The sequence below is a fragment of the Methanothermobacter sp. K4 genome (assembly GCF_022014235.1).
Classification (GTDB): domain Archaea; phylum Methanobacteriota; class Methanobacteria; order Methanobacteriales; family Methanothermobacteraceae; genus Methanothermobacter.
This window is the reverse complement of sequence record NZ_JAKLTD010000001.1, coordinates 673,471-688,623: the sequence shown is the minus strand read 5'-3', so window position 1 is coordinate 688,623 and position 15,153 is coordinate 673,471. Positions and strand designations below refer to the sequence as shown.

Sequence of the window (15,153 nt, the reverse complement as noted above, 5' to 3'; positions counted from 1 at the left end):
ATACCCTATAAACTGGATAATGGAAGATGTGTAATCCAATTCAAAGAATGATATCGATATACCCTATAAACTGGATAATGGAAGATGTGTAATCCAATTCAAAGAATGATATCGTGATCTCAAATCAAGATGCCAAGCAGATGATATCATGATGTTCAAGCTTAGAAACAATTACCAAAAAGAATTTGAAAAGTGTTCAAAATGAAATGGGCCGGGATGAGTGTAAACGAAGTCTTGAATGAACTTAAAACGTCAGAAAATGGTTTAAATTCAGATGAAGCAGCCAGAAGACTTGAAACTTATGGGAAGAACGAACTGGTTGAGGAGAAAAAGGCAGGACCCCTCAGAATGTTCCTTGCTCAGTTCATGGATATACTCATCATACTCCTCATACTTGCGGCTGTGGCATCCTATTTTGTGGGTGATGTGCTCGATTCTGCAGTCATACTATTCGTGGTGGTTGTGAATGCCACAGTTGGCTTCATACAGGAGTACAGGGCCGAGCGTGCAATGGAGAAACTCAAGGGCCTTGTATCAACTGAGGCCACGGTTATAAGGGACGGTATGACCCAGAAAATACCCGCCTCTGAGCTCACAATAGGGGATATTGTAATCATAGAGGAGGGGGACAATGTACCTGCAGACATCAGACTCATAGAAGCCTATGACCTCCGCATAGATGAATCTACCCTCACAGGAGAATCCATACCCGTCCAGAAGACACATGAGGACCCTGAAGATGAAAGGGATGTTATCGCATTCATGGACTCTGACGTTGTATCAGGTCGCGGTAAGGGCGCCGTCATAGCCGTGGGTATGGATACATCAATAGGCAGGATAGCCGAGATGATACAGGAGGATGAGGGTAAGACACCTCTGCAGGAGAAGATAGCCTCCCTTGGAAAAAGCCTTGGGCTCATAGCGGTGGTTGTATGTGCCATGGTATTCGCCATACAGTTCCTCCGTGGACTTCCCCTGGTTGACACCTTCATGACCGCTGTTTCACTTGCAGTTGCCTCTGTACCCGAGGGCCTCCCAGCCATACTGACACTGACCCTCGCACTGGGTATGCAGAGGATGGCCCGGAGCAATGCCATTGTAAGGAGGCTTCTTGCAGTTGAAACCCTGGGTTCATGTTCGGTGATCTGCACCGACAAGACAGGTACACTCACCCATAACCGGATGACCGTGAGGGAATCAGAGCTCACCTCACCAGAGATGGCACTCCTTGTATCAGCACTCTGCAACAACGCCACAATCTCAGATGATAGGGTCATAGGGGACCCAACCGATGCTGCCATACTGAGCTTTGCTGATGAAAATGGATACAGAAGAAAGGAACTTGAGGAGAAATACCCCCGTCTCATGGAGATACCCCTCGACAGTAAAAGGAAGAGGATGACCACCATAAACCAGCTTGGGGACGGGCGCTACCTCCTCATCAAGGGGGCCCCTGAGATAATAATGGGCAGATGCAGCCATGTGGACTATGACGGCTCCCTGAGGCCAATGAATGATGATGAACTGGCCAAATGGATGTCCCGACTCAACGATATGACATCAAGGGCCCTTCGTGTTCTGGCCCTTGCATACCGGAAACTGCCCGATGGCGATGATGAGGAGAGGGACCTTGTGTTCGCTGGCCTCGTCGGTATGATGGATCCTCCGCGAAAGGAGGCTGCAGAGGCCATAGAGACCTGCAGGAAGGCCGGTATAAAGGTCGTTATGATCACAGGCGACCACAGGGACACTGCGGTTGCCATAGCACGCGAACTGGGTCTCATGGATGACGGTTTAGCCCTCACAGGAAGGGAACTCGATGAGCTCTCTGATGATGAATTCGGGGAGATTGTGGAGGATGTGAGGGTCTATGCCCGTGTCTTCCCTGAACAGAAGGTCAGAATAGTTGAGGCCCTCCAGAGGAGGGGCCACGTGGTTGCCATGACCGGTGATGGTGTAAACGACGCGCCTGCCCTCAAGAAGGCCGCGATAGGTGTTGCCATGGGCAGTGGAACGGACGTTGCAAGGGAATCCTCTGACATGGTTCTCCAGGATGATAACTTCGCAACGATCGTTAAAGCGGTGAGGGAGGGGCGTACCATCTTCGATAACATAAGGCGCTTCGTTAAGTTCCAGCTTTCAACAAACGTCGGGGCCATCCTGACAATCGTATCGGCCTCTCTCATCAACATTCCTGTGCCATTCAACCCGATACAGATACTATGGATAAACATAATAATGGACGGTCCCCCTGCACAGTCCCTGGGTGTTGAGCCCCCTGAATCCGATATAATGCTCAGAAAACCCGAGAGGGAGGATATAATGCCAAGGAGGAACCTGCTGCGTATAGTAATTGCAGGTGCTGTCATGGCAGCGGGGACGCTTGGGCTCTACATGTACATGCTCTCCTCAGGGAAGGGTGTTGAGAGGGCAATGACAGTTGCATTCACGGTCTTTGTGATGTTCCAGATATTCAACGTATTCAACTGCAAGTCAAGGACCGGATTTTCCAACAGGACCCTCCTTGTTGCTGTTGCAGCCTCACTCCTGCTGCAGATCCTTGTGGTCTACCTTGCACCCCTGGAGGGTGTGTTCAGGACCGTCCCCCTCACGGTTACAGACTGGGTCCTCATAGTTGCCGTGGCTTCCCTCATACTGATTGCGGAGGCCCTCATGAGGTTCGCTGATGGGCGGGAATGACCTATGAACGTTATTGTCATGGCAGGGACCAGGGATGCCTGGAGGATCATAGAAGAACTCTCAAAGGACCCTCGAATTGATATAACAGCCACTGCAACCACAGAATACGGTGCGGAGCTTGCTGAAAGTTCAGGGGCATTAAGAACGGTCAGAGGACCCCTTGACCGGTTCGGGCTCAGCGAACTGATAGATAGAGTCGGTGCTGAACTCCTCATAGACGCCACCCACCCCTTCGCCACAAGGGCTACTGAAAATGCACTCCTGGCATGCCATGATACCGGCATAACCTACCTGAGGTTCGAAAGACCGCGACTGGATGTTGAGGGGGCCATAAGGGTTGACTCATTCAGGGAGGCTGGAGAGGTGGCCTCATCACTCCTCCGGGAGGGTGAGGTGGCGATGCACCTTGCAGGGGTCACCACACTACCTGATGTTCTTGAGTCACTGGATCCAGAGAGGGTTGCAGTCCGGGTCCTGCCACAGACCTCATCAATTGAGGCATGCCACAGGCTCGGGGTGCCTCCAGGGCAGATCATTGCCATGCAGGGCACATTCTCTCCAGAGATGAACAGGGTGCTGATGAAGGAATACCGTGCCGGTGTGGTTATCACAAAGGACAGTGGTGAGACAGGGGGTCTCCCTGATAAGGTTGCCGCTGCATCAGAGCTTGGAATACCCATCATTCTCGTTGAGAGGCCAAGGGTTGACCTGAAAGGCGAAAAGGTATTCCAGGACATTACTGAACTTGTAGACTATGTCACAGAGATCCTGAATAAAAAAGAAACTAACAACTCCTTTTAAATCTTTAAAGAATAAGTTCAACGGTTCTCAAAGAGAACAACCTCAACCTCCTCTCCCTCATTGAGTATCTCAACGTTCTTTGGCACCTCAATGTATCCATCGGCCCCTGCAAGGGCTGCTATTGCACCTGAATCCCTGAATATGGGCCTTGCATACTGGCCATCAACCCTCACAAGGGCATACTGGACCCTGCCCCTTGATGAGTGGAACCTCTCGGCAAGTTTAAGTGTCTTCACAGAACCCTCAGGAGCTTTTATTCCCGATAGTTCCCTGAGGAATGGTTCTACAAGTGACCTGAAAACCAGAAGGGCTGCGACCGGGAAACCAGGAAGTCCCACCACCATCTTACCATCAACGACACCCACTATGGTGGGCTTACCCGGCTTCATGGAGATGCCATGAATGATAACACGCCCGAGATCCCCAAGCACATCCGCCAGGACATCGCCTGCCCCCGCCGAGGTGCCGCCTGAGGTTATGACGAGGTCCGCTTTACCCAGCCCCTCAATGAGGGCCCTTCTGAGTTCACCGTAATCATCCCTAACTATACCTCCACGGCTGACACTGCACCCGGCATCCCTCAGGGCCGCTGATATTCCCAGAGAATTTGAATCAAATATCTTTGCCGGTTCAAGTTTTCCTGATGGTTCAATGAGCTCATTACCCGTTGATATGACATGTACCGAGGGTTTCGATATAACCCTCACCGAGGTGACCCCTGCAGCTGAAAGCGCTGCGATCTTGTCGGGTGAGAGAACCTTTCCTCCCTCCACAAGTACACTGCCCGCTTCAATATCAGATCCCGCCGCCGCTATATGCTGCGATGGGTATGCTGGCCTCTGGATGTAGACATCCCCCCCACTAACCTCAGTGTACTCAACCATGACAACTGCATCGGCACCCTCAGGTACCGGAGCCCCCGTACTTATCCTGGTGCATGAACCGCTTTCAACCCTCCTTGATGGCATAGAACCTGCCTCAACCGTCTCGATGCACCTGAGCATCACAGGTTTCTCATCGCTTGCCCCGAAGGTATCTGAGGCCACCACTGCATACCCATCCCGGGATGCCCTGTCAAATGGTGGCAGGTCGATGGGACTTTCAACATCCTCTGCAAGTACCCTCCCAAGGGCATCATCCATATCAACGGTTTCTGAACCTCTGCTGTAGAGTTCCCTGAAGAGATCAGCCATTATCCTCCTTGCATCGTCCAGATCGATTATATCAAGAAATTCGACTCCCATAGGATCACCATGAAAAGCAGTCTAAGCAATTTATTTATATCTGCACCTGTAATAAATTATACTGTCTATTTCTTTGATTGCTGAATGTGTAATCGCATTAGAATCAAAGTTAATCAACGAAAAAAAGAGGAGGAGAGTATTTGAGTAGAGGACATCAGACACAGGAAGTTAGGCGTGTGAGGACGCCCAGGAAGGGAGAGATACCTGGAGTTGTTGAGCAGATAATGGGGCACGGGAAGCTCAAGGTGAGGTGTGCCGATGGCCATATAAGGCTCGGCAGGATCCCTGGCAAGATGAAGAAGAGGATATGGATCCGTGAGGGTGACGTTGTACTTGTGAAGCCATGGGAGTTCCAGAGCGAGGAGAAGGCCGATATAGTGTGGAGGTACACCCGTACAGAGTCCAACTGGCTTGAGAGGAAGGGCTACCTCAAACTCTGATTGTCCCCAGAGAAGTTGATTTTAATGGATCCTGAAGAAACAGGGCAGGCCCCTGAACTCAGGGCACTTAAATCAGGGGCTGTGGATAGGGTAGACTCTGATCTTGGACGGATGGAGGCCGCCAAGAGGTTGAAGGGTGTTGAGGACCGGAGGGTTGGAAGTGAGGTCTTTGATGAACTTACCCTCAAAACACTCTACAAGCTTGCCAATTCAGGTTACCTTGCGGTGCTCAATGGTGCTGTGAGCACGGGTAAGGAGGCGAATGTCTTCAAAGGTATAACCGATAACGATGAATTTGTTGCTGTCAAGATTTACCGTGTCGCCACATCTGACTTCAAGAAGATGCAGTACTACATACAGGGTGACCCAAGATTCAGGGTGAGAACAACCAACAGACGCCAGCTTGTCCAGGCATGGGTTAACAAGGAGTTTCGAAATCTTAAGAGGGCCATGGAGGCGGGTGTCCGTGTGCCTGAACCAGTGGTTGCAAGGGACAACATCCTCATAATGGAGTTCATAGGTGAGGATGGTGAACCGGCCCCCACCATGAGGGAGGTTCCACCTGAGGATCCTGAGAGGGCCCTTGAGTTAATAGTTGAGTACATGCACCGCCTTTACACGGGTGCAAGGCTTGTGCATGGGGATCTATCCTTCTTCAACATACTGAACCATTCAGGAGAACCAGTTATAATCGATGTATCCCAGGCAATGGTCCTTGACCACCCCCTGGCCATGGAACTCCTTGAAAGGGATATAAAGAACCTGGCCCGTGACTTCAAGAGGCTGGGGGTCAGTGTAAGTGAGGATGATATAAGGAAAAGAATTAAAGAACCAGAACCCCCTGCAAAAACCAGCGGCAAGGAAAAGAATTAAAGAACATGAAAACCCCACAACCTGGCAAAAAGGATTAAAAAAGAAAAACCGTAAAACATTACCTGGAATCCTGAAGGGAAGGATCCATCCCAGATAACATTGCAGAAATGGAAAATCCGCTGGATACTTTACAGGAAATTACTATAAGTGTTATAAACGTTGATCCTTATTTATTCATTGAGGTGAATAAGATGCCCACCGAGGAATATCTCAAAATACCCCGAGAGAGGGTTGGAGTTCTGATAGGTAAGAATGGTGAGGTCAAGGAACAGATTGAGCGCCTCACCCAGACAGACCTTGAAATTGACAGCGAAACCGGTGCAGTTACACTCATACCCCAGGACGAACTTGACGACCCCCTGTCACCATGGAAGGCCAGGAACATAGTTAGGGCCATAGGACGTGGCTTCAACCCGGAGGTTGCCCTCCGGCTCCTGGATGATGATGTTGCCCTTGACATCATCAAGATAACCGACTATGTCGGTAAATCCAAAAAGGCCATAGCAAGACAGAAGGGCCGTGTAATAGGTCGGGGTGGTATAACCAGACGCATAATCCATGATATGACCGGGGTGGATATATCGGTCTATGGAAAAACCGTTGCACTGATAGGTGAATTTGAAAAGCTCTCGGTTGCAAGGGAAGCAGTTGAAATGATACTTAATGGTGCCAGGCACAAGTCTGTGTACGCATTTCTTGAAAAGAAGAAACAGGAAATGAAAATGAAGGAGTTTCAGGAAGGCGTTAAATTCATGTAAACTCCACCATAAACCTGTTTTTTGTGAGGGCGAATTTCAATTATTTCAGGGGTATCGCCCAAAATATGCTTTCTTCAATAGTTACATGTAGGGGTATAAATTTATATGCTATAAGTTATACATACATATATATGAGCATGGTATCCCATGTGTATTATCCTGTGAAAAATTATTTAAGGAGGCGAACTTTTGGCTAGGCAAGCTTTGGATCTCTTTGACGAAGGATTCCAGGAACTCACCCCATCAGAATTCTTCAGGAAAAACAAGCAGATGCTGGGTTTTACAGGGAAAATAAGGTCACTGACGATAGTTTTTCATGAACTCATAACAAACAGTTTTGACGCCGCAGAGGAGGCAGGCATACTCCCTGAGATCAAAATAGATCTCAAGAGGATTGGTAAGGACCACTACATCCTCAGACACCAGGACAACGGCCCTGGAATACCTGAAAAGTACATCCCAAAGGTATTCTGTACCATGTTCGCCGGGTCCAAGTTCAGGAACATCCAGTCCAGAGGGCAGCAGGGACTCGGATGCAGTGGTTGTGTGCTATTATCACAGATGACCACAGGTAAACCCATAAAGGTCATCTCAGGGACCAGGGAAAATGGCGAACTCAAGGGGGTCAAAATGACCCTCAAGATGGACGTTAAGAAGAACCAGGGCCTCATACTTGAAAAGGAGGAGGTTGAGGTTGAGGACACAGGGGTCTGCATAGAGCTCCACTTCAAGGACGTCTCCTACTCACTCTCAGAGCAGGGGGCCTACGAGTACATAAGGAGGACAATGATAGCCAACCCCCATGCAAAGATAATATTCAATGACCCCACAGGGAACCGCTACGTCTTCAACAGGGCATCAGACGTCATCCCGCCAATGCCAAAGGAGGTCCTCCCACACCCATGGGGTGTCACAGCCGATGATCTCATATTCATGGCAAAGCACACCGACAAGAGACGGTTCAGGAGCATGCTTACGAGCAACCTCTCAAGGATGTCCTCCAAAAAGATCAAGGAACTCGAGGAACTCACAGGAATAGACCTCAACAAACGCCCCAAGGACATGAAATGGGAGGAGGCCGAGAAGATAGTTGAGGCCTTCAAGAAGATGAAGTTCATGTCACCACCAACCTCAGGCCTCATACCCATCGGAGAGGAGCAGATTGAGAAGGGTATGAGGGAGATACTCCAGCCAGAGTTCACCGCCACCGTGACAAGGAAACCCAAAACCTACCGCGGGGGCATAGCCTTTGTGGTTGAGGCGGGTATAGCCTACGGTGGAAACTCCGGCAGAATGGTGGGTGACCAGAGGAAGGCCGAGATAATGAGGTTCGCCAACAGGGTCCCCCTAACATTTGACGCTGGCAGCTGCGCAATAACCGAGGGTGTTAAGAGCCTTGACTGGAGGCGCTACGGCATAAGGGACCTTGAAAATATGCCCCTCACCATATTCGTGAATATTGTATCAACCAACGTCCCATACCTTTCAACAGGTAAGCAGAGCGTGGCACCTGAACCTGAAATACTCCATGAGATCAGGCAGGCCACCATGATAGCTGCAAGAAAACTCTACAAGTACCTGAGGAAGAAGAAGGCCGCCAAGGAGGAGGCCGAAAGGGCGAAAGTATTTGAAACATACGTTCCGGTGATCATAAAGCAGGCGGCTCTCCTGGCGGAGAGGGAGGCGCCTGATTACAGGGAACTCCTGGACACAGTTACAAGAAGGGCAAAACTCGAAATTCTGGGGGAATCACTCGATGAATAGAAGGGAAATAGCAATTAACAAACTTAAAAGTCTTGGTGATGTTATACTCGACGATGTGGCCCGTGGGAAGATCCCCAGGATAAAGGTCCCATCAAGGGGTACATCCAACATAATCTACGATGAAGAGAAGAGGCACTACATCCTGGGTGACCGCTACGGTACACGTTCAATGGGTAATGTGAAGCAGATAAAGAAGATAGGTCAGATGCTATACACCGCAAATTTCTGCAAGGACCTGGTGGCCAGGGAGAAAACCGCAACCCTCAGGGAGCTCTACTACATCTCAGAGGGCTGGGAGGTGGACTTTGCAGACCAGCAGGAATCCAACATCGTTGGGGAGGACCTTGAGGTTACCCTTGGGATGACCAGGGAGGAGCTGGGCCTCATGCCCGAGGAGGACGGCGCATCCGTTTACGGTGCCCTGACGGTCCGTGAGGGTGATATAGAGATAAACGCCCTCAGATCCGGCAAATCCGGTTACAACATATCACCCACCATAGATGAGGTTGAATTCGTGGATCATGATGTTGAACGTGTCATCGCAGTTGAGACAATGGGTATGTTCCACCGTCTAGTGCAGGAGAAGGCCTACAAGAAGTTCGACGCCCTCATCGTGGGGCTGAAGGGTCAGGCTGCAAGGGCAACCAGGAGGTTCATAAAGAGGGTGAACGAAGAACTGAACCTTCCAGTGTACATCTGTAACGACGGAGACCCATGGGGATTCCACATCGCCATGGTCATAATCTCAGGGAGTGCGAAGCTCGCCCATGTGAACCACCAGCTTGCAACCCCCGATGCAAAGTTCCTGGGGGTCACGGCAAGTGACATAATAAACTATGACCTCCCCACAGATCCCCTCAAGGACATCGATGTGGTGAGGCTCAAGGAACTCCTGAACGATCCAAGATACAGGGATGAGTTCTGGAAGACCGAAATAAAGAAGATGCTGAAGATCGGTAAGAAGGCAGAACAGCAGTCCTTCTCCAAGTACGGTCTTGAGTACGTGGTTGACACGTATCTGCCAGAGAAACTTGAAGCCGTGGAGAACCAGTAAGGTATTCTCCATAATAATTTATTTTTTAGTCCAATATTCTTATTTAGAATAACAGAATTCCTCATTTCTGAAAATTACCTGGTTTTTAAGGGTTATCAAACCCCAAGGTCCCCTTCAGAGATAACTATAGAATCAAATCACCCCCTCAGAGATAACTATAGAATCAAATCACCCCCTCAGAGATAACTATATAAAAATAATCAATGAGAAATAATATCAGATTACACCTTTACTGAAGATTTTCCTCTGTGAACAGAAGTTTTCAGGGGATAGGAGGTTTCTTTATGATATCTGTAGCCATTAACGGATATGGTACAATAGGAAAGAGAGTCGCCGACGCTGTGGCTGCCCAGGACGACATGAAGGTCGTTGGTGTCAGCAAAACAAAACCTGATTTTGAGGCGAGGGTTGCAATTGAAAAGGGCTATGAACTCTATGTAAGCATCCCTGAACGTGAAAAGCTCTTTGATGATGCTGGAATCCCTGTGAGCGGTACCGTGGAGGACATGCTGGAGGAAGCAGACATCGTGGTTGATGCAACACCCGAGGGCATCGGTGCCAAGAACCTTGAACTGTACCGTGAAAAGGGAATAAAGGCCATATTCCAGGGTGGTGAAAAGTACGATGCCATTGGACTCTCATTCAACTCATTCACAAACTACGACGAGTCACTGGGGGCCGACTACACAAGGGTCGTTTCGTGCAACACCACCGGCCTCTGCAGGACCCTGAAACCAATAGATGATCTCTGCGGGATAAAAAAGGTGAGGGCAGTGATGGTCAGAAGGGGTGCCGACCCTGTACAGGTGAAAAAGGGTCCAATAAACGCCATTGTACCGAACCCCCCGACGGTCCCATCACACCACGGACCTGACCTCAAAACCGTCATGAAGGGTGTCAGCATCCACACCGTTGCACTCCTGGTCCCCACAACACTCATGCACCAGCACAACATAATGGTGGAACTGGAGAACCCTGTGGACGCCGATGAGATAAAGGCGAAACTAGACGAGACCACCAGGGTCATGCTTGTGAGGGCCTCAGAGGGCCTTGCATCAACCGCAGAGATAATGGAGTACGCCAAGGAACTCGGAAGGTCAAGGAATGACCTCTTCGAGATACCTGTCTGGGAGGAGTCCATAAACGTGGTTGAAGGGGAACTCTTCTACATGCAGGCGGTCCACCAGGAATCCGATGCCGTCCCCGAGAGTGTGGATGCAATAAGGGCCCTCCTTGAACTTGAAGAGGACAACATGAAGTCCATAATGAAGACCAACAGGGCCATGGGCATACTCTAAAAACCAATTTTTCTATTTAACCCTTTAATCGGGTGTTTTTTTGATAAGGGTTGGTCCTGCAGGTAACCCGGTTGGTTACCGTGGCAGTACAGTCAGTGTTTTCAGGAAGATCAGGGCCATGGGACTTGACGCCTATGAGTACCAGGCTACCTATGGCCTCAGGTTGAAGAAGGAAAATGCCCTTAAGATTGGTGAAAATTCAAGGAAGAACGATGTACTTGTCTCAATGCACGGCCCCTACTATATAAACCTTTCATCATCCAAGGAGGAGACAATAGAGAAATCAATTGACCGGCTCTTTGACTGTGCGGTTGCAGGGGAGTGGATGGGCGCCTACCGTATTGTGTTCCACCCCGGCTTTTATGGTGACCTTGGGATGAGAAGGGCTTTTGAAATCTGCAGGAAGTCACTCGGGGAACTCATCTCAAGACTAGAAAGTGCAGGTATCAGGGACTTCACCCTTGCACCTGAGACCACCGGCAAGAAGTCACAGGTGGGAAGTCTAGAGGAGGTTATAAGATTCTCAGAGGAATTTGATAACGTCATGCCCACCGTGGACTTTGCACATATACATGCAAGGGGCGGTGGGTGCATAGGGGGCGCCAGTGATTACAGGAGGATACTTGAGGAGATTGAGGGGAGACTCGGATGCGAGCACCTCCACTGCCACTTCACAGGGATAGAGTACACAGATGCAGGAGAGAGAAGGCACCACACCCTATCCGAAGGCTTTGGCCCTCCAGTTGAGCCCCTCCTTGAGGTGCTGGTTGATGGAGGCTGGGATGCCACCATAATCTCCGAGACACCCAGAAAGGATGAGGATGCAAGGAGGATAAAGGCCCTCCTTGAGGGGTACCTCAGCAGATGAAGCTGGTCCAGAGAAATGGTGTGCCGAATGTATCAAATTCCACACCAGGTTCTATATGGCTGCATGAAGTTCACCGAAAAACTCTACACAGAGGTTCCGAGGTTTCTTGAATTAACTGCATGGAATGTACTGAAAATACACATCCCGCAAGAGTGTACCTAAAACTTTATACACCCCGATGCACAATTTACCTATGATGAGTTTATTTCTTGAGTATGTCACAGTATCAGAACTTGTTTCTGAAGAACAGGTGATGTGGTGAAATTCAATAACATAGTCTATGACCCCCAGCTATCAGATAAAAAATTTCCTGTGAAGGCCTCTGACCCTGAAAGGGAGGCAAAACTTGTTGTTCTCCAGCCGGTTGGATACCCCTTCGTATGCAACCTGATGGAGTCCCCAAGGATAGATGCCGTTAACAAGGAACTCTTTGAGATCTATGCAAGGGACCAGTGGGAGGGTTTCAGTGCAACTGAGGGTTCCTATCTATTCGACCAGAAACTGCTCCCTGACTATGCATTCAAGATAATAAGGGCCCACCCCGACGGTTCAAAGATAACCAGGAACACCTCCATTATACTGCTGGAGAACGAGAGGGAGGAGTTCCATGAGGTGAAAAGTGACATCACCATGGATGATGTTATCGGTCAGGAGGACGCCAAGATAAAGTGCAGGATAATCATGAGGTACCTTGAGGACCCGGACAGATTCAGGGACTGGGCGCCCAGGAACGTCCTCTTCCATGGAAGCCCCGGCACAGGTAAGACCATGCTTGCAAAGTCCCTTGCAAATGAACTAAGGGTACCCCTCTACCTTATAAAGGCCACAGGACTCATAGGCGAGCATGTGGGTGACGGTGCAAGGCAGATACATGAACTCTATGAACTGGCATCAAAAACTGCCCCATCAGTTATATTCATAGATGAGATGGACGCAATTGGCCTCGACCGGAGATTCCAGTCCCTCCGTGGGGACGTCTCAGAGGTGGTTAACGCACTCCTAACCGAGATGGATGGTATAAATCAGAACTGGGGTGTTGTAACCATAGGCGCGACCAATAACCCTGAACTTCTTGATAATGCAATAAGAAGCCGTTTTGAGGAGGAAATAGAGTTCAAGTTACCCGGGGATGATGAGAGGCGGATGATGCTTGAAAAATACATTGAGACCATGCCCCTGGATGTGGATTTCTCCCTGGATAAACTTGTTAAACTGACAAAGGGAATGTCCGGAAGGGACATAAAGGAGAGGGTGCTTAAAACAGCCCTCCACAGGGCACTGGCAGATGACAGTCCCCGTGTGGAGCGTGAACACATAGAATATGCTCTTAAAGAGCGTGGTCTAAAAGGCGAACCCAGGCACATGTTCGCCTAAATCAATTTTTAATTTTATAAAATCCGTTTAAAATTTCTGGTTAAAGATCTCTATGAGTACAGAACTAGATTCTCCCAGTTGAAGAGCTCAGAACACATCCCCAAAAACCCTAAAATCACTCACAACCAAAGAGCTCAGAACACACATCACCAAAAACCAAAACCCCTAAAATCACTCACAACCAAAGAGCTCAGAACACATCCTCAGGAACTCTTTATCATCCCTCTCTGCAGCATCCCTGATTTTCAGAGCGATATCATGGAATATTTTATCAACTATTGACCTTGTAAGACCCTCAACAACCCTCTCAGGGTCCCCGCTGTTTTGAATTTTCTTAATCGCCTTACCTGCCTCCCTCTGCAGGAGGGACTCCATACGCCCCCTTATTTCAGCCAGAAGTGGCTCCACCTCCCTGTGCTTCATGGCACTCAGGAGGAGTTCAAGTTCAGCCCTCACTATCTCCTCGGCCTCCCTTGCCTCCGCCTCCCTCCTTTTCCGGTTCTCCTCAGCCACCCCCCTGAGGTCATCGATTGTGAATAGCCTGACTCCAAGTTCCCTCACTGATTCCTCTATATCCCTGGGGTTGGCTATGTCCACCATCACAATGCTGGACCTCCTATCAGGGGGCACTGCCTCCATGACACGCTCACGGGTGAGTATGTAGTGGGGTGAGCCTGTGGCACTTATAACAACATCTGCATCCCTTAGGGCCCTGTTGAGTCTGTCGAAATGTATTGCATCACCACCGAGTTCGCATGCAAGCTGGTAGGCCCTCTCATATGTCCTGTTTGCAACCATTATTGCCTTTAGGTGCTTTTCGGCGAGGGCGCGCGCAACCAGTGTCCCCATTTTACCGGCCCCTATAACAAGGACCTTCTTGCATTTGAGATCACCATGTATTGACTCTGCAAGATCAACGGCCGCTGACCCTATTGAGACGGAACCCCTGTTTATCTTCGTCTTCCGCCTCACGGTCTGACCCACATGGACCGCCTTGGTGAACACCATATCAAGGAGGGGTCCGCAGGTGCCCTCGCGGAGGGCCTGGAGCCTTGCAGCCTTTATCTGTCCAAGTATCTGGTCCTCCCCGATTATCATGGACTCAAGGCCTGAAGCCAGTCTCAGAAGGTGCAGAAGGGCATCCTCATCTTTTTCAACTGTAAATCCATTAAAATCAAATTCAGATGGGACCCCTGTGATGTGAAGGTAGTACTCCACCCTGTTACAGGTCATGAGGGGCACCTTCTCGGTCACAGCTCCAATGGCTTCAAGCTCACCCACAATCTCCTCTATCCTGCCTGAGGCTGTCTCCATTGTCTTCACATCAGAGGTCTTGTGGTCAAGCCTTATGTTAAGAATCACCTGAAGCCCCCCTATCCATGATTATGTCCCGCGCCCTTCTTATGGCACCCTCCAGGTCGCCAGCTTCAAGTTTTTCCTGTACCATTTTATCCTCTGAGATCTCATAGAGAATTCTGCGCCTCTCTCTGTGATCAGGGACCTGTTCCATGAGCATCCGGCGGGATACATCCTGAACCTCAATCATGAGTATATCCTCTGGTTTTATAACCTCCTGGATCCTCCTGCGGAGGTATTTAGCCATCAGCGGACTCTTTTTCCCGGTGAATAATGAGATTGAAACATCCGCTATTTTGAATGTCGACGGGACAACCACGTTACCCCTTGACGGGTCATCTGCCCGGTTAAGGAGTTTACCCCCTGCAAGTTCAGTTACCCTTTCATTGAGGCTTCTATCCGGACTTGCAGCAACTATGAGGTCTGCCTTCTCAATCCACTCCCCGAGTTTTTCCGGGGTGATCGAAACAGCACCTTCAAGTTCCTGTCCAAGAACCGCCACCTCTGCGCCGGCCTCAATGAATCTCATCGCCCTTCTTCTTCCAACTTCCCCTGAACCCACCACGAGTACCCTCTTACCTACCATGTCAATGTAGAGGGGTGTGAGGGACATTTTACCATCC

General features: G+C 49.6%; 13 protein-coding genes. 10 read left to right on the top strand and 3 right to left on the bottom strand.

The genetic code is table 11. The features are described from left to right. Positions 1-201: 201 nt before the first annotated feature. A complete protein-coding gene (locus L5462_RS03720; RefSeq protein WP_237779507.1) occupies positions 202-2,700 on the top strand; it encodes a calcium-transporting P-type ATPase, PMR1-type in 2,499 nt (832 codons plus the stop codon). Positions 2,701-2,703: 3 nt separating this feature from the next. Beyond that, positions 2,704-3,501 carry a precorrin-6A reductase gene (cobK, locus tag L5462_RS03715; protein ID WP_237779444.1) on the top strand — a complete coding sequence of 266 codons (798 nt, stop codon included), beginning with the start codon at positions 2,704-2,706 and terminating at the stop codon, positions 3,499-3,501. A 17-nt stretch (positions 3,502-3,518) separates the two neighbouring features. On the opposite strand, the gene glp is transcribed toward cobK, so the two are convergent. Beyond that, the gene (gene glp, locus L5462_RS03710) at positions 3,519-4,745 is read right to left on the bottom strand and encodes a gephyrin-like molybdotransferase Glp (protein WP_237779443.1); all 1,227 of its coding nucleotides are present in this window, start codon (positions 4,743-4,745) and stop codon (positions 3,519-3,521) included. Between the two features lie 140 nt (positions 4,746-4,885). Here glp and eif1A point away from each other — a divergent pair, with 140 nt between their 5' ends. From eif1A to L5462_RS03670, 8 genes are all read left to right on the top strand, one after another. Further along, on the top strand, positions 4,886-5,185 hold the full coding sequence (gene eif1A / locus L5462_RS03705; protein ID WP_013296185.1) for a translation initiation factor eIF-1A: 300 nt from the start codon (positions 4,886-4,888) through the stop codon (positions 5,183-5,185). A 24-nt stretch (positions 5,186-5,209) separates the two neighbouring features. Next, a complete protein-coding gene (locus L5462_RS03700) occupies positions 5,210-6,058 on the top strand; it encodes a serine protein kinase RIO (protein WP_237779442.1) in 849 nt (282 codons plus the stop codon). Positions 6,059-6,249: 191 nt separating this feature from the next. Beyond that, positions 6,250-6,816: a KH domain-containing protein gene (locus L5462_RS03695; protein WP_237779441.1), complete on the top strand. Its 567-nt coding sequence runs from the start codon at positions 6,250-6,252 to the stop codon at positions 6,814-6,816. A 189-nt stretch (positions 6,817-7,005) separates the two neighbouring features. Beyond that, positions 7,006-8,580, top strand: coding sequence for a DNA topoisomerase VI subunit B (gene top6B, locus L5462_RS03690; RefSeq protein ID WP_237779440.1), 1,575 nt, complete (start codon positions 7,006-7,008; stop codon positions 8,578-8,580). Then, the gene (locus L5462_RS03685) at positions 8,573-9,634 is read left to right on the top strand and encodes a DNA topoisomerase IV subunit A (RefSeq protein ID WP_237779439.1); all 1,062 of its coding nucleotides are present in this window, start codon (positions 8,573-8,575) and stop codon (positions 9,632-9,634) included. The genes top6B and L5462_RS03685 overlap by 8 nt, the downstream gene beginning before the upstream one ends. A 284-nt stretch (positions 9,635-9,918) precedes the next feature. Beyond that, positions 9,919-10,932 (top strand): phosphorylating glyceraldehyde-3-phosphate dehydrogenase, encoded by a 1,014-nt coding sequence (locus tag L5462_RS03680; protein WP_237779438.1) that lies wholly within the window; start codon positions 9,919-9,921, stop codon positions 10,930-10,932. Positions 10,933-10,972: 40 nt separating this feature from the next. Continuing rightward, a complete protein-coding gene (locus L5462_RS03675; RefSeq protein ID WP_237779437.1) occupies positions 10,973-11,800 on the top strand; it encodes a deoxyribonuclease IV in 828 nt (275 codons plus the stop codon). 258 nt (positions 11,801-12,058) lie between these two features. Then, the gene (locus L5462_RS03670; protein ID WP_237779436.1) at positions 12,059-13,174 is read left to right on the top strand and encodes an AAA family ATPase; all 1,116 of its coding nucleotides are present in this window, start codon (positions 12,059-12,061) and stop codon (positions 13,172-13,174) included. Between the two features lie 171 nt (positions 13,175-13,345). On the opposite strand, the gene hemA is transcribed toward L5462_RS03670, so the two are convergent. Together hemA and L5462_RS03660 are read right to left on the bottom strand one after the other, a co-directional pair. Further along, on the bottom strand, positions 13,346-14,536 hold the full coding sequence (gene hemA, locus L5462_RS03665) for a glutamyl-tRNA reductase (RefSeq protein ID WP_237779435.1): 1,191 nt from the start codon (positions 14,534-14,536) through the stop codon (positions 13,346-13,348). Then, on the bottom strand, positions 14,526-15,143 hold the full coding sequence (locus L5462_RS03660) for a bifunctional precorrin-2 dehydrogenase/sirohydrochlorin ferrochelatase (RefSeq protein WP_237779434.1): 618 nt from the start codon (positions 15,141-15,143) through the stop codon (positions 14,526-14,528). Before L5462_RS03660 ends, hemA begins: the two co-directional genes overlap by 11 nt. Positions 15,144-15,153 lie beyond the last annotated feature (10 nt).